The sequence below is a fragment of the Aliamphritea spongicola genome, from assembly GCF_017051665.1.
In the GTDB taxonomy this organism is placed as follows: Bacteria; Pseudomonadota; Gammaproteobacteria; order Pseudomonadales; family Balneatricaceae; genus Amphritea; species Amphritea spongicola.
The window spans coordinates 298557-319624 of record NZ_JAFIDL010000004.1 but is presented as its reverse complement, the minus strand read 5'-3'; the positions used below and the strand labels follow the sequence as shown (position 1 = coordinate 319624).

Sequence of the window (21068 nt, the reverse complement as noted above, 5' to 3'; positions counted from 1 at the left end):
AAGGGAAAATGAAAAAAGGGTCAAGGAGGGGCTACAGGTTGCCAAGACTGTTTGTTTTATAACTTATAACAGCCGGCTATATTAAGCCCGGACTGCAATAACGGTCAGCAGCCCGGGATAAAAACTGTGATCAGTCGAATGCTTTGCCGGTTGGTACTGCTACTACCGGAATCTTGGCACCCTTGATGACCTGACGGGTCGTCTGGCTATGGTGGCCAAAGGTGTTTTCAGATCCCATTACTATCATATCGGCGTTGCTCAGTTTTGCCTGCGCCAGAATGGAATCAGTATAGTTACCTTCAACAACCCGCTGTTCAATGTCCAGGGTGACGACTTTATCCAGTGACCCCAGTTCTTCTTCACAGAAGACTTCAACGCGCTTTTGCATGGATGCTTTAACTTCATCGATACCTTCGTCATGGATTTTTTTAACCAGATCCTGGGGCAGATAGTTCTGAATCAGCGCCTGGCCCAGTTCACCGATCGGTTCAATAACATGCAGCATGATGATGTGAGCATCAAACTGCTGTGCCAGGTTTACCGCCTGACGGAATACCGGCCGGGTGTGTTTCCCCAGTGAAGTCGTGTAAAGAATCGTTTTAATCTTTGGTAAAGCCATGGTCTGCCTCGCTAATTTGTCTGACCGGGGGAGTTAAAATCTCACACGGCTAAGGTAAGTCGTTGCTCCGCAAGGGTAAATCCCCGAAATTGGGTAGCCTTGATCCGGATCAACAACCGCAACGGCGTTTAGATGTTTTGCCAATCCCCGGGTTGAATGTGTTGGTCGGATCCAGGGCAACATAGAAGTCTTTCAGACCTTCCTCTGCTGCATACAGATGACCTACATTATGCTCTGCCGGGTACTTGGCACCTTTCGCCGCAAGGATGTCCAGCATTTGCTGTTTAATCGCTGCGGCATCAGCACCTTTCTTTAAAATATAGTCCTGATGGAATACGTGACACATAAAATGTCCGTAGTACAGGGCGCTCACCAGTTGGCTGCGGATTTCTTCAGGTAGCTCTTCTACCCAGTTTTCATCATTACGCTTCAGGGCAATATCCAGCGCGAGGATATTTTCCACTTCATCCTGATGAACTGTCTGGTAACGGATGGCTGCACCGGCAGCAGCAAAGCGTAACAGGTAAGCTTTTTTGGCTTCGTCGGCACTGCAAGTGAAGTAATTACCTGAAGTACTGTTGGCAAAGAACTTTTGCAGGTAAGACTCAGCTTCGCTGATACCGGCGTCACTCATCTTAAGAATAAGGTGATGTTCGTAATCGTCCCGGTATTGCATCAGGCGCTTAGGCACAATGTTTTTCCAGCAACGGCTCAGCAGTTGCATGGCACGGTCAGGAATATCTTTAGGCAGGAAGCTGAAACGGTTTAACCAGGCAGTGATGGAGCCTTTCATCGCAAATAGTTTTGGCAGTGGGTCTGTGCCAAGGTAGTTAATCATCAGAAATACGTCTTTGCCGTATTTCAGTGCGATGTCGAAAACATCCCGGTGCATGTATTCCCCAACTTCCGGCAGGTTTTCAAAGTTTTGCAGAATATCCCGGCGCAGCTGAGTCAGTTCTTTCGGATCATTGGTACCGATATAAAAAACCTGTTCTTTTTCGGCAACCGGGAAGGTATCGATACGTACAGCAAAAATGGCCAGTTTTCCGGCACAGCCACTGGCTTCGTAAAGCCGGCTGGTATCGGCGTTGTAGCGGGCCGGGGTATCAGCATCCACATCCCGGAGGATTTCCGGATAATCACTGGCTGAGGCTTTCCCTTCATAGGGTTCAAGCGTATACGCGTTGAAATGCTGTAATTCCAGGTTAGTCAGAATTTCTTCCGGAGAGTTACCCAGTTCAATGCCTAGATGGTTAACCAGTTCCAGTTCGCCCTGCTCATTGATCTGTGCGTAAAGTGATAGCTCAGAATACGCCGGACCCCGTTTAACCAGTGCACCGCCAGAGTTGTTTGCAATACCGCCAACAATTGACGCACCGATACAGGATGAACCGATAACAGAATGAGGCGCCCGTTTCAGTGGTTTAAGCAGTTTCTCCAGAGTGAACAGAGTTGCTCCGGGAAAACTGATAATCTGTTTGCCTTCATCCAGCAGGATGATTTTATTCATCCGGGTGGTATTAAGAATGATAATCTCGCGGTCGTAGTCATCACCGCTGGGGGTGGAACCTTCTGTCAGGCCGGTATTGGCGGCCTGCATGATAATAATCTTGTTGGCTGCCACACAGGCTTTTAGTACCTGCCATTGCTGGAGCAGGGTTGTTGGAAAGACCACGGCCAGCGCGTCGCCTTTACCGGACCGGAAGCCACTGCGGTAGTGCTCGGTCTGGCGTGCTTTTGTGTAGATGTTGTCTGCGCCGACAATTGCACTTAACTGCTGAATGATCGCATCTTGTGACATAGTGATACCTTGAGTCTTTCGCGTTACATCATGGCCTGGCTGTTGCCAGGCCTTGGCTTGTCAGGCGGTTAATCAGCCGTAAGCGGCTGCCGGTAGCCAAAGTACCAGCTGTGGCCAGAAGACCAGGATTAACAGGCCGGTCAGCTGAAGAATGATAAAGGGCGTCACGCCTTTATAGATATCCGTAATCTTCACATTCGGTGGACATACCCCTTTCAGGTAGAACAGGGCGAAGCCCACCGGCGGGGTGAGGAAGGAGGTCTGCAACGCCATGGCGACGAGCATCACGAACCACACCAGCTCCGGATTATCCACCACACCGTAACCGTTGATATCCAGCCCCAGAGCGGAAATCACCGGCGCCAGCAGCGGCAGGATAATCAGGGTGATTTCGATCCAGTCCAGGAAGAAGCCCAGCAGGAAGATCACCCCGAGGATAAAGAAGATAATGCCGTACGGGCCGAACGGCAGGCCGGTCAGGAAGGACTCGATCAGTTCATCACCGCCCAGTTCCCGCAGCACCAGTGCAAAACAGGTGGCACCGATGAAGATTGCGAAAATGTACGCGGTGGTGTTGTAGGTACCGGTCATGACTTCCTTCAGCACTTTAAAGCTGAATTTCCGGTTGTACATGGCCAGCAGGGTGGCACCAAAAGCACCGACGCCGGAGGCTTCCGTCGGTGTGGCAATACCGGCGAAAATCGACCCCAGAACCACGAAGATCAGCGCCAGTGTCGGCAAAACCGCTTTCAGAACTGAAACCAAGGTGGCCATGGTCACCGGTTTGGCGTCCGCCGGCAGCGGGGCCGATTCAGGCTTGAGGAAACCGGTAATCAGAATGTAGGCAATATACATAGCCCCCAGCATCAGGCCCGGGAACACCGCTCCCATGAACAGATCGCCCACGGACAGACCCAGCTGATCCGCCATGATTACCAGCATGATGCTCGGCGGAATCAGAATCCCCAGAGTACCGGCGCTGGCAATGGTGCCCAGTGCCAGTGGCATGGCATAGCCCTGCTTGGTCATGGATGGCAGCGACATCACCGCCAGCAACACCACCGATGCACCGATGATGCCGGTAGATGCCGCCAGGATAATACCGATGGCGGTCACGGTAATGGCCAGACCGCCACGGACGTTACCGAACAGCTCCTGCATGGACTTCATCAGGCGTTCTGCCACACCGGATTTATCCAGCATGATGCCCATGAATATGAACATGGGGAGGGCCACCAGAATCCAGTTATCCATGATCTTCCAGAGGCGGTTCACCACCAGGCCGAGGGTCAGATAGTCCAGCCCGGTAATAGTGTCAAAATAGGTGTCGGCAATGTAGCCGATGCCGGCGAAGATAACCCCGATGCCACCCAGTACCCAGGCGACCGGGATGCCGGTGAATAACAGTGCGATGAACGAGGCGAACATCGCAATGACAAGAATCTCATTAATTTCCATCATGCATCCCCTTTAAACAGTAAAACAGTATCGCGGTATAAACGTGAAAGCGCTGCCAGCGCCATCATTGCCATACTCAGGGGGATAACGCTCTTGATCAGCCAGCGCCATGGCAGGCCGGAAGGGGATTCAGAATGTTCGTTGATGCGCCAGGCATCAGCAACGAATTCCAGGCTGTGTAAAAAGATAATGCCGATGAAGGGCAGTACCAGTACCAGAATTCCGAAGATTTCAATGATGTATTTACTGCGGGCCCGGAAACCTGTGTAGAAAAGGTCTACACGGATATGTGAATTGGTGGTTTGCGCATAGGCAAGGCCAAACATAACGCCTACGGCATAGAGGTGCCATTGTAATTCCTCAAGCAGTATTAAACCGCTGGAAAAGCCTTTGCGCAGGATTACCTGAGCCATGATTACCAGTACCAGTAATACATATGACCAGGCAATGTAGCTGCCGATTTTCTGAATAGCACGATCGATACAATCGGCGAGAGGCACGGGTGGCATGTTACCGGAAGTATTCACCTTGAGGCTCCTCTGTAAATTATTATTCTGGTATTTCTACTTCTGTGGCAGTTAATAAACGGGCTGCCTGAACAGCCCGTTACTGCGGGGGGGAGAAGCAGGGCTTCTCCGGAGGGACGTTTTACCGTGCAGCACGTGGCAGGAATGCGTTCGCTTCCCACAGGTCGTAGCCTTTACGGAAAGTACTCATGTCTGTCCAGACTTTGTTGAAGAATTCGTCGCCGGCAGTTTTCTCAGCAACTACTTCCTGCCATTTTTCATTGAAGGTGTTCAGCATGTCGTCGCTCCAGTAACGGATGTTTACACCGTTTTCCTGTGCTTTAGCCATAACGTCAAACTGCATGGATTCACCTTCAGCGATAGCGTTGGTCATAGAGGCTTTACAGGTGTTTTCGATGATTGCCTGCTGACCTTCAGACATCTTGCCCCAGGCGTCTTTGTTTACAAGAAGTTCGAATACGGTTGCCTGCTGGTGCCAGCCAGGGAAGTAGTTGTACTTCACGATCTTGTGGAAGCCCAGACGTTGGTCGATGGCTGGCTGAGAGAATTCAGATGCATCAATCGCACCTTTCTCAAGGGCACCGAAGATTTCACCGCCTGGCAGTTGAGAGGTGGATACCCCCAGTTTTTCCATTACGGAAGCACCCAGACCGAAGAAGCGCATGTTCAGGCCTTTCAGATCTTCAGGGCTGTTGATTTCTTTGCTGAACCAGCCGGAAGTCTCTGGAGAGATGATCGCACATGGGATTACTTTTACGTTGTAACCGTTAGTGTCATACATTTCCTGATACAGGTTCATACCGTTGCCATAGTACAGCCATGCCATGTATTCACCGGCTTCTGGGCCGAAAGGTACTGCAGAGAACAGTGCTGCAGCTGGCATTTTACCCTGCCAGTAACCGGCAGTTGCATAGCCGGAATTGATCTTGCCGGCAGATACGGCGTCAAGAATCTCTTTAGGTGCAACCAGTTTGCCTGGCTCGTAAATCTTCATTTTGATTGAGCCATCGCTCATGACTTTCAGCTGTTCAGATACCCATTTAATCGGAGTACCCAGAGCTGGCAGGTGCGAGCCAAATGCGATAGGGGTTTTCAGCAGGACTTTATCTGCTGCCTGTGCGGTGACGGTACCGCAAACGGCGGCGCTCAGTACGGCTGTGCTCAGAATAGACTTTACGAACTTTTTCATGACTTGCCCTCGTTGAGGTTGTTGTTCTTTTTTCTGCCAGAGGCTGAATCTGTGGATATTCTTTTGATGTCTGAAACCGTGTTCAGATTACGTCTTGATAAATTGGTAATACCAATTTACCATCAAAAGTGCTGTAACCATAAAGATTCGTGCTAATACTTGTCAATAGCTAATTTTTACTGAATATCTACGCTTAAGTGTGATTTTGGCGGCAAGTTGCTGTTTTTTTATGTTTAATTTTGGTCTTACCAATTTGTTTTTCGGGTGTGCGATTTAACGCTGAGCTGCTCTGGATCAATGTCGCTTATGCGTTTGGGGGACGGTGCGCTCCTGTATCAGGCAGCCTGCAGGGTGATTGGTAAGATAAAAAAGCAACCATTGGCGGGATGAGCAGGTATACTGCGTTCCGCGGCAGGTAATCCCGGCCAGGCCGTTGGGTTGTGGTTTGAAAATGCACAGTGTGATTGCGGTACGGAGCCGTTAATACAGCTCCATGGAGAAATATAAATATGGCGTATCAGCGCGTTAAACAGCCAAAAATATCTGATGTCATCATGGGGCAGCTGGAAGAGATGGTGCTTGAAGGCACACTGAAGCCTGGCCAGCGGTTACCTTCAGAGCGGGAATTAGCAAAACAGTTCGATGTTTCCCGGCCTTCATTACGTGAAGCTGTGCAGAAGCTTTCTGCCAAAGGGGTGCTGATCAGCCGCCAGGGTGGCGGAACCTATGTATCTGAGGATCTGGGGGGGGCATTTTCGGATCCTTTACTGGAGCTTTTTAAGACACACCCTGAAGCTCAGTATGATTTGCTTGAGTTCCGTCACGCGCTGGAAGGGGTGTCTGCTTATTATGCTGCCTTGCGTAGTACTGCAGCAGATAAAGAAAATATCCGTGCCCGTTATAACGCGCTTCAGGAACATCACGAGAATAAAGCCTTCGATAAAGAAGTGTATGCGGATGTGGATTTCCATCTGGCAATCGCTGAAGCCACACACAACATGGTGCTATTGCATATGATGCGTGCGCTGTTCACTTTATTGCGTCAGCACGTCTGGGATAACTTGCAGGATATTTATCCGAAGCCCGAAATCCGCGGCAAGATTCACCAGCAACATTATGTGCTGATGGAAGCGATTCTTGAAGGGGATCCGGACCGTGCCAGCCAGGCGGCCCATGATCACCTGGCGTATGTGGAAGATGCTTTATTACAGCAGGGTAAGGAAGATACCCGTCTTAAGCGGGCTTTACGCCGGGCTGATCTGACACCGCGCTGAGCTGATTTTGCTGATGCTACCGGCAATTCCCTGATTTGGTGACTTGTGTCAATTGGCGCAAGTTACGTTTCTTTCTAAACGCAGGTGTTTTCCGGGGCTTTGTGCACTGTTCATTGCTCCATCCCCCACCAACTGTAAGTATCCTGTCATATACGTTCTGTATAAAAACTACACAGCTTGTTATTAAGTTAGATTTTTGTAGTCTGACTAGACTTGAAAAGTCATTTTTTGTAGTATTACTACAAAATTTTTACCAACAAACCTTTATACCTCAGTGTGAAAAGTGGATTAAATGCGTCATGCTTAGGTCTGATTGGGTCATTAGTCGTTGTTTTTGCGGCGATTCAGACTGATCGAAACTCTGATTTGTTTTTTTGTAGTTGTTGGTACCGGTGACCGGATGTTGCCTGTACTGCACCCGTCTGTGTGTCGGTAAGCAAATTGTCGGAGCATTCTGGTTTGTTGGTGGTCAACAGCGCTTTATTCGGAAGCTGCCTGCTAATAAAAGATAGAAGTAAGAAAAGTGGAGAAAGGAAACGTGCAAGACATAATCGATGATATTGATCCAATCGAAACGAATGAATGGCTGGATGCGCTCGAGTCGGTTGCAAAACACGAAGGTGATGAGCGCGCGCGTTATATCCTGAGTAAGCTTGGCGAAAGAGCCTCTGATATGGGGATCGAAGCGGGCAATACGTTAACAACCTCTTATGTAAATACCATTGCCCCTAAAGATGAAGCCCGGATGCCGGGTGATTTATTTATGGAGCGCCGGATTCGCTCTTTCATCCGCTGGAATGCGATGGCAATGGTTATGCGTGCCAATGACAACGATGAAGGTCTTGGCGGCCACATCTCCAGTTTCTCTTCTTCTGCAACGCTTTACGATATCGGCTTTAATTATTTCTTCCGTGGCTCAGAAGGTGAGCAGGAAGGCGACCTGGTATTTTTCCAGGGCCATATTGCGCCGGGTATCTACTCCCGTGCTTACCTTGAAGGCCGTCTGACAGAAGAGCAGATGGATAACTACCGCCGTGAAGTGGATGGTGTTGGTCTTTCTTCCTACCCACACCCGTGGCTGATGCCTGACTTCTGGCAGTTCCCGACAGTATCAATGGGCCTTGGTCCGATTCAGGCGATTTATCAGGCGCACGTTATGCGTTACCTGTCTGCCCGCAGCCTGATTAACCGTGGCGACCGTAAGGTTTGGGCATTCCTGGGTGACGGTGAGTGTGATGAGCCGGAATCTCTGGGTGCTATCGCACTGGCCGGCCGTGAGCAGCTGGAAAACCTGGTGTTTGTTGTTAACTGCAACCTGCAGCGTCTGGACGGTCCGGTACGGGGTAACGGTAAGATTGTTCAGGAACTTGAAGGCGTATTCCGCGGTGCTGGTTGGAACGTAATCAAGTGTCTGTGGGGCCGTCACTGGGATCCGCTGTTTGAGAACGACACGTCCGGTTTGCTGAAAAAGCGTATGGATGAAGTCTGCGACGGTGAACTGCAGAACTACAAAGCGAACGGCGGTGCGTATACCCGTGAGCACTTCTTCGGTAAGTACCCTGAGCTGCTTGAGCTGGTTAAGGATATGTCTGATCAGGACATCATGAATCTGAACCGCGGTGGCCACGATCCGTATAAAGTATTCGCCGCTTACCAGCAGGCGATGAACCATAAAGGTCAGCCGACCGTCATTCTGGCGCAGACTGTAAAAGGTTATGGTACCGGTAAGTCCGGTCAGGCGAAGAACGATACTCACTCAATGAAGAAAGTGGCCATGGATGACCTGATGGACTTCCGTGACAACCACAACATTCCACTGAGTGATGAGCAACTTAAAGATGTACCTTATTACCGTCCGTCTAAAGACTCTCCGGAAATGAAGTACATGATGGATCGTCGTAATAAGCTGGGCGGTGTTTACCCATCCCGCCGGGCTGATTTTGACGCGCTGGAAGTTCCACCGCTGGATACTTTCTCTTCTCAGCTGAAAGAGAGTGGTAAACGTGAAATGTCCACTCAGATGACCCTGAACCGGGTGCTGAGCACGCTGGTGAAGGATAAAGCTATCGGTGAGCGTATCGTACCGATCGTACCGGACGAAGCCCGTACCTTCGGTATGGAAGGTATGTTCCGTCAGTTGGGTATTTATACATCTGAAGGCCAGCGTTATGTACCGCATGATGCTGACCAGATCATGTTCTATAAGGAATCCAAGACCGGTCAGATCCTGGAAGAAGGTATTAACGAAGCCGGTGCAATGAGTGCCTGGATGGCGTGTGCAACGTCATACAGCAACAACAACTGCACCATGATTCCGTTCTACATCTATTATTCGATGTTTGGTTTCCAGCGCATCATGGATCTGGCCTGGGCGGCCGGTGATATGCAGGCACGTGGTTTCCTGATCGGTGCAACTTCCGGCCGTACTACGCTGAACGGTGAAGGTCTGCAGCACCAGGACGGTCACTCTCACCTGATGGCGCAGATGATCCCGAACTGTGTTTCCTACGACCCAACCTTCGGTTACGAGCTGACGGTTATCGTTCAGGACGGCCTCAAGCGCATGTTTCAGGACAAAGAGAACAAGTTCTACTACATCACTACGATGAACGAAAACTATGCTCATCCGGCAATGCCGATCGGTGCTGAAGAAGGCATTGTTAAGGGTATGTACCTGTTGCAGGAAGGTAAGCAGGCAGAGAAGAAAGTACAGCTGATGGGTTGCGGTACGATTCTGCGTGAAGTGATTGCTGCTGCGGATATCCTGCGTGAAGAGTTTGGTGTAGAAGCAGATATCTGGAGCACAACGTCTATCAACGAAGTACGTCGTGATGCTCAGGCGGTAGCCCGCTGGAATATGCTGCATCCTGCGCAGGAGCCGCGGACCAGCTATCTGCAGGATTGTCTGGCGGACCGTCAGGGCCCTGTGATTGCGGCGACTGACTACATGCGTATGTATCCAGAACAGCTGCGTGAATACATGCCGGGTACTTACCGGGTACTGGGTACTGACGGTTATGGCCGCTCGGATACCCGCGATAAGCTGCGTGAATTCTTTGAAGTAAACCGTCACTACGTGACAATTGCTGCACTGACAGCACTGGCCGATGATGGCCTGATTGAGCGTTCTGTAATTGCCAGTGCGATGCAGAAGTTTGGCATTAACCCAGAAAAACCAGCCCCTTGGACTGTGTAACCCTGGCCAGACGGAAGCAAAAGAGGAAATGACTGTGAGTACTGTGAATATTACGGTTCCTGATTTAAGTGGTGCGGCTGACGTAGATGTGGTCGAAGTGTTCATTAAGCCTGGTGATAAGGTTGAAGAAGGGGATTCGCTGATTGCCCTTGAGACTGACAAGGCTTCAATGGAAGTGCCGGCAACACAATCCGGTGTGGTTGTGTCGGTTTCTGTCAGCGAAGGCGATACGATCAACGAAGGTGATGCGCTCTGTGTGCTGGAAATAGCTCCTGCCGATGCATCGGCTGCTGAAGCACCCGTAGCTGAAGTGGATGCTGAACCTGTAGCGGAAGCTGCACCGGTTGCGGCCGCACCTGCCGCGGCGAGCGAAACCGCTCAGGTTGCTGTACCTGATCTGAGTGGCGCGACCGATGTGGATGTTGTTGAAGTATTCGTGAAACCGGGTGATACGGTTGCTGAAGGGGATTCCCTGATTGCGCTGGAAACGGATAAAGCTTCCATGGAAGTGCCGGCCCCTTACAGCGGTACAGTGGTAAGCGTTGCTGTTGATGAAGGTTATACGGTTAATGAAGGCGATGCCCTTTGTGAAATGCAGATTGCAGGCAGTGCGCCTGTCGCTGAACCTGCTGCAGAGGTACCTGCTACTGAAGCACCTGCTGCTCCGGCACCTGCTGCTGAACCTGCACCTGTCGTTGCTGGTGGTGTGGAAGATGTACTGATTCCGGATCTCAGCGGTGCCACTGATGTGGATGTGGTTGAAGTGCTGGTTAAGGACGGTGATACCGTTGCTGAGGGTGATTCCCTGATCGCGCTGGAAACCGATAAAGCATCCATGGAAGTGCCTGCACCTAAGGCGGGTACTGTTAAAGCCATGAAGATAAAAGAAGGTGACCAGGTGAACGCTGGTGACCTGCTAATGAGCCTGGAAGTGGCTGCAAGTGCTGCCCCTGTGGCAGTGGCGGCGCCAGCACCTGCTGCGGCAGCGTCTGCTCCGGCTGCTTCTGCGCCTGCGGCTTCCAAGCCTGCAGCGCCTGCTGCACAGCCTTCTCAGGCTGTTGATAAAGCTGAGTTGGAACAGAAAAATAAATCTGTTCATGCCGGCCCTGCAGTACGTGCGATTGCCCGTGAATTCGGTGTTAATCTTGCCCTGGTATCCGGTACCGGTCCGCGTAGCCGTATTCTTAAGGAAGATGTTCAGGCCTATGTGAAAGCGTCTCTGAAGAAGCTGAAAGAGCAGCCTGCAGCAGCGGTAACCGGTGGCTCCGGTATTCCGGCTATTCCTGGGGTTGACTTCAGCCAGTTCGGTGAGATTGAGCTGGAAAAACTGAGCAAAATTAAGAAGGTTACCCGCGATAACATGTCACGTTGCTGGCTGAATATCCCGCATGTGACTCAGTTTGATAAAGCGGATATTACGGATCTGGAAGCGTTCCGCGCGGGAATGAAAGAAGAAGCTGCCCGTGAAGGGGTTAAGCTGACGCCGTTGCCGTTCATGATCAAAGCGATTGCTATGGCGCTGAAAGCACATCCTAAGTTTAATGCCTCTTTGCATGCGGACGGTGAACACATCGTTTACAAGAAGTATGTAAATATCGGTATGGCGGTTGATACGCCTAACGGCTTGATGGTTCCGGTCATCAAGGATGCTGATAAGAAGAGCATCTATGAGCTGTCCCGGGAAGCGGTTGAGCTGGCGGGTAAGGCTAAGGATCGCAAGCTGAAGCCTAATGAAATGCAGGGTGCCTGCTTCACGATCTCCAGCCTGGGTGGTATTGGCGGAACCGGCTTTACGCCGATTGTGAATGCCCCTGAAGTGGCGATTCTGGGTGTGTCCAAGGCGGATATTGAACCGCGCTGGAATGGTAAGGAGTTTGAGCCGCGTAAGATGTTGCCGCTGTGCCTGTCCTATGATCACCGGGCAATCAACGGTGGTGATGCAGGGCGTTTCCTGACCTACCTGAATGCATTGCTGAGCGATGTTCGTCGTATGGCTATGTAACCAGGTACTGTTCTGGTAATAAAAAAGGCGCTGTTAAGCGCCTTTTTTGTATCTGTAGGATATTAAGTTTAACGGCGTAGCAGGCTCAGCAGTTCCGCTGTTTTGTCTTCCATCAGGTTAATATCGCCACGGGTTTCTACATTAAGACGTACAACGGGTTCCGTGTTTGAACTGCGCAGGTTAAAGCGCCACTGACCCATATCAAGGCTGATTCCGTCTGTATGGTCAATGCTGACGGCGTCATTTTCGTAATGCTCAAGTACCCGCTGAATCGCGCTGGCAGGGTCTGCCAGTTTGCTGTTTATTTCACCCGGAGATGGGTATTTGGCAATGCGGTCATCGACCAGTTCTGAAAGCGGTTGCTGTTTGTCGCTGATCAGTTCGGCAACCAGTAGCCAGGGGATCATTCCACTGTCGCAGTAGAAGAAATCCCGGAAGTAATGGTGAGCGCTCATTTCACCGCCATAGATGGCATCTTCTTCTCGCATGCGTTCTTTGATGAATGCATGTCCGGTTTTGCTCTGAATTGCCCGGCCACCGCTGGTTTCGGCAATATCCAGTGTGTTCCAGATTAAGCGGGGATCATGGATAACTGCTTCGTCTGGGTGCTTGTTAAGGAAGGCTTCTGCCAGAAGGCCGACGATGTAATATCCTTCAATAAAACGTCCCTTTTCATCGAACAGGAAGCAGCGGTCGAAGTCGCCGTCCCAGGCAATGCCCATGTCTGCCTTGTGTTCCAGTACAGCGGCGATGGTGTCAGCTCTGTTTTCAGGCAGGATAGGGTTAGGAATGCCGTTTGGAAACGTACCGTCAGGCTGGTGGTGCAGTTTGATAAATTCTACCGGCACCTGCTGTTGTTGAAACGCACTTTCCAGTGCATCAATGGCCGGGCCGGCAACACCGTTACCGGCATTGACCACCAGGCGAAGCGGTTTTAACTTGCTCAGATCTGCATAAGTCTGCAGATGTTCAACGTAAGCGCTGCGGGTGTCGACCAGTTGATATCCACCGCGGGCAGTAGGATCTGGCTTGGGAAAGTCATTTTCCCGGGTCAGGCGTTCAATATCATTAAGTCCGGTGTCACCGCTGATCGGTTTGGAGCCTTTTCTTACCAGCTTCATACCGTTGTAGTCTTCCGGGTTATGGCTGGCAGTGACGACGATGCCTCCGTCTGTACCGAGATGCGTGGTCGCAAAATAAATCTCTTCGGTGCCGCACAGACCGATATCCAATACATTCACGCCTGAATCCCGCAGACCATTGCTAAGGGCTTCTTTCAATTCGCTGGTGGAAAGGCGCATATCACCTCCCACGACAACCGTTTCAGGTTTTAGGTACTGTGCGTAAGCGCGGCCGATCCGGTAGGCAATATCGGTGTCTAGCTGAGTGCCGAGCTGGCCACGAATATCATAAGCTTTGAAACAGGCTAAAGGCGTCATATGGCATCCATATTCATTGGTGTTTTTTAGCGTTAGAGGTGTGGTGTATGCGGATAATTATCCCGGCGATCAGTATGCCCGAGAGATTAGCAAACATATCTTGTAGTGAGAAATACCGGGCTGGCAGAAAGCTGGCCTGAGCATATTCAGAGCCGATAGCCAGGATTATAAGCACGGCCGTGAACGCTTTTGTCAGGTTGGCCGGCAGGGCGAAATATCCGGAAATGGCGACCACCAGAAAGCCTGCAACGTGGCCGACTTTGTCTGAATGGGGGAATAGCTCCTGAGGCGGTGTGCTGCGAAACAGGCCTGTCAGAATGGCCGCAATGCTCAGGATGAAGGCTAGCTGAGCGATTCTTCTGAGGTTTTGAGATTGCATCAGCGACCAATACCTGTGTAGGTAAATCCCTGACTCTGAAGCATTTCTTTATCGAAAATATTACGTCCGTCAATAATCAGCGGTGTTCGCATCTTGCTCAGCATCAGGCTGTAGTCCGGTGACCAGTATTCCTGCCACTCAGTCACGATAAGCAGGGCGTCACTGTTTTCCAGAGCTGTGTAACGGTTGTCGCAGTACTCAAGCGAATGGTCGTTACCGAAATATTCCTGAAGATTTTGCAGGGCCTGCGGATCATGCAGTTTTACGGTGACCTGCTGAGCCAGCAGTGCTTCAATGATTTTCAGGCTGGGGGCGTTATCAATGCTGGCGGTTTCCGGCTTAAAGGACCCACCCCATAAAGACACGGTTTTACCTTTCAGATCACATTGATAGTGTTGCCAGAGCTTTCTGAACAGGAGTTCTTTCTGGACTTCATTTTCTTTAATAACTGTCGCCAGTAAGGAGGGGTTGCTCTTTTGTTCAAACAGCTCCGAAAACTTGCGGGTGTATTCCTGAAAATTCTGGCCACCAAATCCGCAGCCTGGAGACATGTAGTGATGACCAATGCGGGGATCGGCACCCATACCCTGACGGATGACATCGATATCTACGTTGATCTGGTCCGCCAGATTGGCAAGTTCGTTTATATAGCCGATCCGGATAGCCAGCATGCCGGTAATGGCAAACTTGGTAAATTCAGCTTCTTTTGGAGCCATTACCTGGATGTTGTCGGCGGACTGGCTGAAAGGGCGCAGTAATGCATTGGTCTGGATGATGCTCCATTCCCGGTCCGCACCGATAATCAGCCGTTTTGGCGTGGAAAAATCATTAATTGCATTACCTTCCTGAATCAGGTCTGGTAGATAGATTACATCGTGTTGTTCTGTGTGTGTGAGCAGGTTTTGCAGCTGCTCTGTTGCGCCAACGCCAAAATTCGACTGATTGACAATCAGGCGCTGGGTGCCGGATTCTAGGGTCTCTTCACTGACAATTTCTTTAGCCAGGCTGATTTCGTCTGCATTCAGTGCCAGCCAGTGTATAGTGGTATCGGTTTCGCTTTGCAGGTTGCGTACCAGCCTGCCTGAATGGATTTGCTCTTCAACAAGATCCAGTAAACCGGGTTCGTTTACCAGTACCCTGATTGCAGGCAGTGGCTGAGGCCGGATATTAGCATTGGAAGGGTTTTCAATGATGGTGACTTCATTGCCGCTGCGGGCAAGGCAGGCAGCGGCAACCCAGGATGTCAGTTCTTTACCGTAAACTGTGATTTTCATGCTGATTATCCGTCGTTTGTGTGCCGGGAACCGGTATTTGACTGAATGAAGTCAATCAGGCCTGCGGTGGAGCTGTCCAGGGCAGAATTGCTTTCATTGCTGAATTGCGAAAGTAGTTCAGTGGCAATGACTTTGCCCAGCTCAACCCCCCACTGGTCAAATGGATTGATATTCCAGATGACGGATTGCACAAATACTTTGTGTTCATAGAGGGCAATCAGTTCGCCCAGGGTCTCAGGATTAAGGCTTTTCAGCATAATGGTGCTGGAGGGTTGGTTGCCCTGATAGCGTTTGTGTGCCGGTGCCTGCTCTGCGGCGTCCAGAATGCTGTCTCCCAGTGCTAATAAGCGGGACTGTGCCAGGCAGTTAGCCAGGGCCAGTTGATGCTGCTGTTGCAGTTCTGCACTGGCATCCTGGTAGCGCTGTGCCGGCACGATAAAGTCACACATAACTGCTTCCGTACCCTGATGCAGTAACTGATAAAACGCATGCTGCGCGTTTGAGCCTATCTCACCCCAGAGAATCGGACAGGTACGGTAATCAGTTTGCTGACCGTCCAGGCTGACGTTCTTGCCATTACTTTCCATTTCCAGCTGTTCAAGGTAGGCCGGTAAGTGTGACAGGCGGCCATCATAAGGAAGAATGGCATGGGCGTGAATATCCAGAAAGTTAATGTTCCAGATATCGGTTAGTGCCAGTAATACCGGCAGGTTATCCGTCAGTTCAGCAGTTCGGAAATGCTCGTCCATATTGTGAGCACCTGCCAGCAACCGTTGGAAGTTTTCCATGCCAATGTGGAGTGCAATCGGGAAACCGATCACGGACCATAGTGAATAACGGCCGCCGGTCCAGTCCCAGAAGTGCAGTTGATTAGTCAGGGGAATGCCCCAGGCTTCTGCTTTCTCTGGCTTGCTGGTAACGCCAATAAAGTGATGTTGGTTGATAATATCGGCAGGTGCACCGCTGGCATTGATGAGCCATTCCCGGGCGGTTTTAGCGTTCGCCAGCGTATCAATGGTGGAGAATGACTTTGAGGAGATAATAAAAAGTGTCGAAGCCGGGTCGAGTGTCAGTAATAGGCGTTCAAGCTGGCTGCCATCCATGGAGGACACAAAATGGATGTTTAGCTTTTGGGCTTCCTCGGGTCCCCATTCAGTGAGCGCCTTGCAGCACATCAGTGGTCCCAGGTCTGATCCGCCAACACCTATATTTACAATGTTCTGAATTGGGCTGCCGTCAAAACCGCGCCACTGGCGCTGGTGAATACGGTTTACCAGCTGCTCCATTGCGTCCAGAGACTGATGCACATCCGCGATGACATCTGTGTCGTCGAGCACCAGTGATTTGTCTCGGGGTTGACGCAGTGCACTGTGCAGTGCCGGGCGGTTTTCTGAGGGGTTCAGAATAGCGCCGTCAAACATGGCCTGTATTTTTGCCGGCAGTTGCTGGGTTTTAGCCAGCTGAACAAGCAGATAAACCGTCGTAAGATTAAAACGTTGTTTAGACAGGTCCAGCAGTAGGTTTTCTGTCTGAAAGCTTAACTCAGAAAAGCGTGCCGGCTGTTCAGCAAACATGTCCTTTATGTGTGTTTGTTTTGCCTGTTCTGCATGTGTCTGCAGGGCTTGCCAGGCAGCGCTTGAAGTTATGCTCATGTTTATTTATTCAGTTGGCCGATAAATGTCGTCAGTTCTGCAGAGGTTTCCGGGTGTTGCAGTCCGTAGGCAATATTTGCCTGTAAAAAGCCTGTCTTGTTACCGCAGTCGTAGGTTTTTCCCTGCATTCTGTAGGCTTCCATGGTGTCTTCTTCCAAGAGAGCATCCATGGCATCTGTCAGTTGGATTTCGTTGCCGGCACCGGGTTTGGTGGTGGCAAGCAGCTCCATAATTCGGGCTGGTAAAATATACCGGCCAACAACGGCCAGGTCAGAAGGGGCTTCATCGGCAGCTGGCTTTTCAACAAAGCGAACTACAGGTGTGGACTTGCCAGCCTCGGGGGTAACTTGCTGACAGTCAGCGATACCATAAAGGCTGACTTTGTCTGCCGGTACTGTTTCCACCATGATCTGCGCAGCATTATTCGCTTCGAAAGCATTAATCATGCAGGCAAGGTCGTTTTCGGACTGTCCGTAATTATTGACCAGAACGTCCGGCAGAATCACCGCAAAAGGTTCATCGTTAATCATGCTGGCGGCGCACTGAACAGCGTGCCCCAGACCCAGTGCGCGGGACTGCCTTACTGACTGAATCGTGACATCATCAGGAATGATGTTTGAAATGGCTTCTAACAGGGCGGTTTTATTTTTACGGCTTAGCTCAGCTTCGAGTTCGTAATGGGTATCGAAATGATCTTCGATGGCTGATTTGCCTGCACGGGTGACCAGGATGATATCCTTGATGCCGGCGGCAACCGCTTCTTCGACAACATGCTGGATAACCGGTTTGTCTACAACAGGCAGCATTTCTTTAGGAATTGCTTTAGAGGCAGGCAGTACTCGGGTGCCAAGGCCTGCAACCGGGATAATAGCTTTACGGACTGTTGTCATGGTGTGAGTTGCTCTCGGTTAATCGATGTTGTGTAGCAGTGTTGCCTGATAGTTTTACAGGCGTACTGTGTAGTTACCGTTATTCTTTTACAGGTGTTCAGAATAAGTATATCGGTTTAGTTTTGGTGACCAAAGGTTCTTTTTAAGCTGAGTTTTAGTCTGCTGTTCCTGTGGGTGGATTGTCAGGCGCTTCTGCGTCATTCAGCGTCATCAGAAGGGGTCTGTAGGCTTGTTCATCGCTGGTGAGCAATTCCCGTTCAAAGTCCCGGGTGATCCGGGTGAACATACGTTCCATGTTCTCAAGTTCCTGTGTGTGGCGGTTAGCCAGTATCTGAGATGTCATTGCGGTTACCTCCCTGTAATTTCTGTTTCCCTGTTAGCTGACAGGGAGGGCTTTTCCGTAGCCTGATTTGTAGCACGGATATTCTAACAGATAGCCCGGATCTGTGAAGTCAGTTAAAGGTCTTTTACGATAATGCTAAAGTTTACTGTTGTCCGGCAGTGGAAAAATTAACTTAGGTCAGGGGATTGGCATTCCCTGTGTCGGATTGCGAAATAAAGCTTGCCTGGACGGCGGGCATACAATAATTTAGCCGGGCTTTTAATTCAGATCGGAGATTTAGTCATGGGTCATGCTAAGCAAGGCGTTCCGTTTCAGCCTTTAAATATTGCGGTTTTAACTGTATCTGACACCCGTACCCCGGAGAATGATACCTCTGGTGATGCTTTGGTTGCCGGGCTGACAGAAGCCGGTCATCAACTGGCGACCCGTACGATCTGTATTGATGATGTCTATAAGTTAAGAGCAGTGGCTTCCTCATGGATTGCAGATGAAAATATTCATGCGATTCTCGTCACCGGCGGCACAGGTTTTACCCTCAGGGATTCAACGCCGGAAGCAATGAAGCCGCTGTTCGATAAGCATGTGGAAGGGTTTGGTGAGCTGTTCCGGCAGATTTCTTATCAGGAAATCGGTACGTCTACTGTTCAGTCCCGTGCGTTTGCCGGCATTGCTAACCGTACTGTTATTTTTTGCATGCCGGGATCAACAGGTGCATGTAAAACCGCCTGGAATAATATTATCCGTGAACAGTTGGATGCCCGTCATCGCCCCTGTAACTTTGTCGAGATGGTTATGACCGGGCCGGTTGAAACAGCCTGCGGGAGCCGGGGATGAGCAGTTGCGGATGTGATTCTCAGAAGCAGGCATTAATGCCTGTTGCTGATGCACTCAATGCCATGCTTGATCTGGCACGGGTGACAGAAAAGTATGATGAAGTTGCTATTGAAGATGCTTTGGGAATGGTACTGGCGGAAGATGTCTATTCTTCTGTAGATGTGCCGCCTCAGGATAACAGTGCAATGGACGGATATGCGCTTTCTGCTGCAGATCTCAGTGACGGAAAGCGGTTTTATATTTCTCAGCGAATTCCTGCAGGAACAGCCCCGCAGCCATTAGAAGTGGGAACAGCAGCGCGTATTTTTACTGGCTCCGAAATTCCTCCGGGTGCTGATGCTGTAGAAATGCAGGAAAATACCGTCAGCGGTGAAGATGAAAAAGGCGCCTGGGTTGAGTTTGCAAAGCCGGTTAAATCCGGGGCGAATGTGCGTCCGAAAGGACAGGATATTGCTGCCGGTCAGGTGGTGATGCAGTCCGGTGTACGGTTGCAGTCAGCTCATATGGGTGTGCTTGCATCCGTAGGTGTTGCCCGGGTTAAAGTCCGCCAGCCTCTGACGGTTGCAATTCTGACTACCGGTGATGAGTTGGTTATGCCGGGTAATCCTCTCCAGCCGGGACAGATTTATAATTCCAATCTGTTTACGCTGAAAGGTTTACTGCAAGGATTGGGTCTCAATGTACTTGATCTTGGTACAGTGGATGACACCTTTGAAGCGACCGAAGTTGCTCTGTTAAAAGCTGCGGAACAGGCTGACTGTATTATCAGTAGTGGCGGTGTTTCCGTTGGCGAAGAAGACCATGTTAAAGCGGCTGTGGAAAAGCTGGGTAAGCTGAATCTTTGGAAAATGGCGATTAAGCCGGGTAAACCGCTGGCATTCGGTGAGGTAAGCGGCACGCCGTTTATCGGTTTGCCGGGTAATCCAGCATCTGTCTTTGTTACCTTTGCGATTTTAGCGCGTCCTTACTTGCTGAAGTCTCAGGGAGCAACTACTTATCTGCCGCAGATCTTTAAAGTGCCTGCAGGGTTCAGCCGAAGTAAGGCTATTTCACGTCAGGAGTACCTGCGTGTAGAGCTTGAAGCGGGTAATGCATGTATGAGCAGGGATCAGAGCTCCGGTATTCTCAGCTCTGCTGCCAGTGCGGCAGGCTTTATGGTGGTGCCATGTGATACTCAGGTTGTGGAAGGTCAGCTGTATGACTTTATTCCTCTGAGCGAAGTGTTGAATTAAGTAGTATATTTCGGGTTAACCGTCGAAATAATAGTTGGATAACTGAATGATCAATGTGCTGTTTTTTGCTTCTATCCGTGAAACCCTGGGTGTTGAACGCACGGAAGTAACCTGTGATGACGCCTGCTCTGTTGCTGATGTTGTGCAGTTACTGCGTCAGCGTGGCGATGTTTGGGATGATGTTCTGAATAATGCTGATTTGTTGTGCTCGGTGAACCAGGAGCTGGTGGCGCTGGATACGCAGCTCAGCGATGGCGATGAGCTTGGATTATTTCCTCCGGTAACGGGCGGCTGAACCATGGCTGAGTTATCGCCGCTGGATGTCACCGGACTGGTGCTGGCCGGCGGGCAGGGTCAGCGTATGGGTGGCCAGGATAAAGGTTGGGTTGAGTTCCGTCAGCGGCCGATGGTTGAGTATGCGGTTCAGCTGCTTCGACCTGAAGTTTCCACTCTACTGATCAGTTGTAACAGAAATATTCCGCGATACTCCGAATTGGCCGATCTGACCGTTGCTGATGAACTGGAAGGCTTTCAGGGTCCCTTGGCGGGTATTCAGGCTGCTTTGCGGGTCTGTAAAACGGACAATTTGCTGGTTGTGCCCTGTGATACGCCTTTGTTGAGTGAGCAGGTTGTTGGTCGGCTGCTGGCAACGGCTGCAGAGCACCCGGGCCATATCTGTGTCTTATCTGAAGCGGATTGGTGGCATCCTCTGCATGCGGTTATCCCTGGTAAATTTGCAGATTCGCTGGATAGCTGGCTGGAAGAAGGGCGTCGCGGTGTTCAGGGCTGGATGCGCAAGCATCCTTTTGTGGAGGTAGATGTCAGCGATCTGGCTTCACAGTTACAGAACCTGAATTCGCCGGATGAATTACAGCAGTAAAAGCTTACAGGTTGCAGAGCCGGGTTATTAAGCCCGGCTTTTTTGTGTCTGGCATTTTGTTAGCTGACGCCATAAGCAT

General features: G+C 50.6%; 18 protein-coding genes. 7 read left to right on the top strand and 11 right to left on the bottom strand.

Translation table 11 applies throughout. The features are described 5' to 3' along the window. Window positions 1-130 precede the first annotated feature (130 nt). The 5 genes from JYB63_RS14920 to JYB63_RS14900 form a co-directional block, all read right to left on the bottom strand. Window positions 131-619, bottom strand: a complete 489-nt coding sequence (locus JYB63_RS14920; RefSeq protein ID WP_205658684.1) for a universal stress protein — start codon at window positions 617-619, stop codon at window positions 131-133. Between the two features lie 109 nt (window positions 620-728). Beyond that, window positions 729-2420 (bottom strand): D-lactate dehydrogenase, encoded by a 1692-nt coding sequence (gene dld / locus JYB63_RS14915; RefSeq protein WP_205658683.1) that lies wholly within the window; start codon window positions 2418-2420, stop codon window positions 729-731. A 72-nt stretch (window positions 2421-2492) separates the two neighbouring features. Further along, window positions 2493-3878, bottom strand: coding sequence for a TRAP transporter large permease (locus JYB63_RS14910; protein ID WP_205658705.1), 1386 nt, complete (start codon window positions 3876-3878; stop codon window positions 2493-2495). Continuing rightward, a complete protein-coding gene (locus JYB63_RS14905) occupies window positions 3878-4405 on the bottom strand; it encodes a TRAP transporter small permease subunit (protein ID WP_271273497.1) in 528 nt (175 codons plus the stop codon). Before JYB63_RS14905 ends, JYB63_RS14910 begins: the two co-directional genes overlap by 1 nt. A 121-nt stretch (window positions 4406-4526) precedes the next feature. Continuing rightward, window positions 4527-5594 carry a TRAP transporter substrate-binding protein gene (locus tag JYB63_RS14900; RefSeq protein WP_205658682.1) on the bottom strand — a complete coding sequence of 356 codons (1068 nt, stop codon included), beginning with the start codon at window positions 5592-5594 and terminating at the stop codon, window positions 4527-4529. A gap of 509 nt (window positions 5595-6103) precedes the next feature. Between JYB63_RS14900 and pdhR the strand changes: the two genes are divergently transcribed. The 3 genes from pdhR to aceF all read left to right on the top strand — a co-directional run bounded on the left by pdhR (window position 6104) and on the right by aceF (window position 12066). Next, window positions 6104-6868 carry a pyruvate dehydrogenase complex transcriptional repressor PdhR gene (gene pdhR / locus JYB63_RS14895; protein ID WP_205658681.1) on the top strand — a complete coding sequence of 255 codons (765 nt, stop codon included), beginning with the start codon at window positions 6104-6106 and terminating at the stop codon, window positions 6866-6868. 538 nt (window positions 6869-7406) lie between these two features. Beyond that, window positions 7407-10064 (top strand): pyruvate dehydrogenase (acetyl-transferring), homodimeric type, encoded by a 2658-nt coding sequence (gene aceE / locus JYB63_RS14890; protein WP_336510893.1) that lies wholly within the window; start codon window positions 7407-7409, stop codon window positions 10062-10064. 28 nt (window positions 10065-10092) lie between these two features. Further along, on the top strand, window positions 10093-12066 hold the full coding sequence (gene aceF, locus JYB63_RS14885; protein ID WP_207758379.1) for a pyruvate dehydrogenase complex dihydrolipoyllysine-residue acetyltransferase: 1974 nt from the start codon (window positions 10093-10095) through the stop codon (window positions 12064-12066). A gap of 68 nt (window positions 12067-12134) precedes the next feature. Here the strand turns inward: aceF and JYB63_RS14880 are convergent, their stop codons facing one another. The 6 genes from JYB63_RS14880 to JYB63_RS14855 all read right to left on the bottom strand — a co-directional run bounded on the left by JYB63_RS14880 (window position 12135) and on the right by JYB63_RS14855 (window position 18043). Further along, entirely contained in the window at window positions 12135-13505 is a 1371-nt protein-coding gene (locus JYB63_RS14880) for a phosphohexomutase domain-containing protein (protein ID WP_205658679.1), read from the bottom strand. A gap of 13 nt (window positions 13506-13518) precedes the next feature. Then, window positions 13519-13884, bottom strand: a complete 366-nt coding sequence (locus tag JYB63_RS14875; protein ID WP_205658678.1) for a VanZ family protein — start codon at window positions 13882-13884, stop codon at window positions 13519-13521. Then, window positions 13884-15158, bottom strand: a complete 1275-nt coding sequence (locus JYB63_RS14870) for a nucleotide sugar dehydrogenase (protein ID WP_205658677.1) — start codon at window positions 15156-15158, stop codon at window positions 13884-13886. Before JYB63_RS14870 ends, JYB63_RS14875 begins: the two co-directional genes overlap by 1 nt. A 5-nt stretch (window positions 15159-15163) precedes the next feature. After that, on the bottom strand, window positions 15164-16810 hold the full coding sequence (pgi, locus tag JYB63_RS14865; protein WP_205658676.1) for a glucose-6-phosphate isomerase: 1647 nt from the start codon (window positions 16808-16810) through the stop codon (window positions 15164-15166). A gap of 2 nt (window positions 16811-16812) precedes the next feature. After that, window positions 16813-17700 (bottom strand): UTP--glucose-1-phosphate uridylyltransferase GalU, encoded by an 888-nt coding sequence (galU, locus tag JYB63_RS14860; RefSeq protein WP_205658675.1) that lies wholly within the window; start codon window positions 17698-17700, stop codon window positions 16813-16815. A gap of 154 nt (window positions 17701-17854) precedes the next feature. Beyond that, window positions 17855-18043: a hypothetical protein gene (locus JYB63_RS14855; protein WP_205658674.1), complete on the bottom strand. Its 189-nt coding sequence runs from the start codon at window positions 18041-18043 to the stop codon at window positions 17855-17857. 282 nt (window positions 18044-18325) lie between these two features. On the opposite strand from JYB63_RS14855, the gene moaB reads away from it, so the two are divergent. Genes moaB through mobA form a run of 4 tightly spaced genes read left to right on the top strand, consistent with a single transcriptional unit; the run spans window position 18326 to window position 20989 of the window. Beyond that, window positions 18326-18877, top strand: a complete 552-nt coding sequence (gene moaB, locus JYB63_RS14850; protein ID WP_205658673.1) for a molybdenum cofactor biosynthesis protein B — start codon at window positions 18326-18328, stop codon at window positions 18875-18877. Beyond that, window positions 18874-20109 (top strand): molybdopterin molybdotransferase MoeA, encoded by a 1236-nt coding sequence (locus JYB63_RS14845; RefSeq protein WP_205658672.1) that lies wholly within the window; start codon window positions 18874-18876, stop codon window positions 20107-20109. The genes moaB and JYB63_RS14845 overlap by 4 nt, the downstream gene beginning before the upstream one ends. Before the next feature lie 46 nt (window positions 20110-20155). Further along, window positions 20156-20404 (top strand): MoaD/ThiS family protein, encoded by a 249-nt coding sequence (locus tag JYB63_RS14840; protein ID WP_205658671.1) that lies wholly within the window; start codon window positions 20156-20158, stop codon window positions 20402-20404. Window positions 20405-20407: 3 nt separating this feature from the next. After that, entirely contained in the window at window positions 20408-20989 is a 582-nt protein-coding gene (gene mobA / locus JYB63_RS14835; RefSeq protein WP_205658670.1) for a molybdenum cofactor guanylyltransferase MobA, read from the top strand. Window positions 20990-21068 lie beyond the last annotated feature (79 nt).

Bases quoted from the DNA above. Each gene is read 5' to 3' on its own strand.
- JYB63_RS14920 (WP_205658684.1), bottom strand. From the start codon at position 619: ATGGCTTTACCAAAGATTAAAACGATTCTTTACACGACTTCACTGGGG.
- dld (WP_205658683.1), bottom strand. From the start codon at position 2,420: ATGTCACAAGATGCGATCATTCAGCAGTTAAGTGCAATTGTCGGCGCA.
- JYB63_RS14910 (WP_205658705.1), bottom strand. From the start codon at position 3,878: ATGGAAATTAATGAGATTCTTGTCATTGCGATGTTCGCCTCGTTCATC.
- JYB63_RS14900 (WP_205658682.1), bottom strand. From the start codon at position 5,594: ATGAAAAAGTTCGTAAAGTCTATTCTGAGCACAGCCGTACTGAGCGCC.
- pdhR (WP_205658681.1), top strand. From the start codon at position 6,104: ATGGCGTATCAGCGCGTTAAACAGCCAAAAATATCTGATGTCATCATG.
- aceF (WP_207758379.1), top strand. From the start codon at position 10,093: ATGACTGTGAGTACTGTGAATATTACGGTTCCTGATTTAAGTGGTGCG.
- JYB63_RS14880 (WP_205658679.1), bottom strand. From the start codon at position 13,505: ATGACGCCTTTAGCCTGTTTCAAAGCTTATGATATTCGTGGCCAGCTC.
- JYB63_RS14875 (WP_205658678.1), bottom strand. From the start codon at position 13,884: ATGCAATCTCAAAACCTCAGAAGAATCGCTCAGCTAGCCTTCATCCTG.
- JYB63_RS14870 (WP_205658677.1), bottom strand. From the start codon at position 15,158: ATGAAAATCACAGTTTACGGTAAAGAACTGACATCCTGGGTTGCCGCT.
- pgi (WP_205658676.1), bottom strand. From the start codon at position 16,810: ATGAGCATAACTTCAAGCGCTGCCTGGCAAGCCCTGCAGACACATGCA.
- galU (WP_205658675.1), bottom strand. From the start codon at position 17,700: ATGACAACAGTCCGTAAAGCTATTATCCCGGTTGCAGGCCTTGGCACC.
- JYB63_RS14855 (WP_205658674.1), bottom strand. From the start codon at position 18,043: ATGACATCTCAGATACTGGCTAACCGCCACACACAGGAACTTGAGAAC.
- moaB (WP_205658673.1), top strand. From the start codon at position 18,326: ATGGGTCATGCTAAGCAAGGCGTTCCGTTTCAGCCTTTAAATATTGCG.
- JYB63_RS14845 (WP_205658672.1), top strand. From the start codon at position 18,874: ATGAGCAGTTGCGGATGTGATTCTCAGAAGCAGGCATTAATGCCTGTT.
- JYB63_RS14840 (WP_205658671.1), top strand. From the start codon at position 20,156: ATGATCAATGTGCTGTTTTTTGCTTCTATCCGTGAAACCCTGGGTGTT.
- mobA (WP_205658670.1), top strand. From the start codon at position 20,408: ATGGCTGAGTTATCGCCGCTGGATGTCACCGGACTGGTGCTGGCCGGC.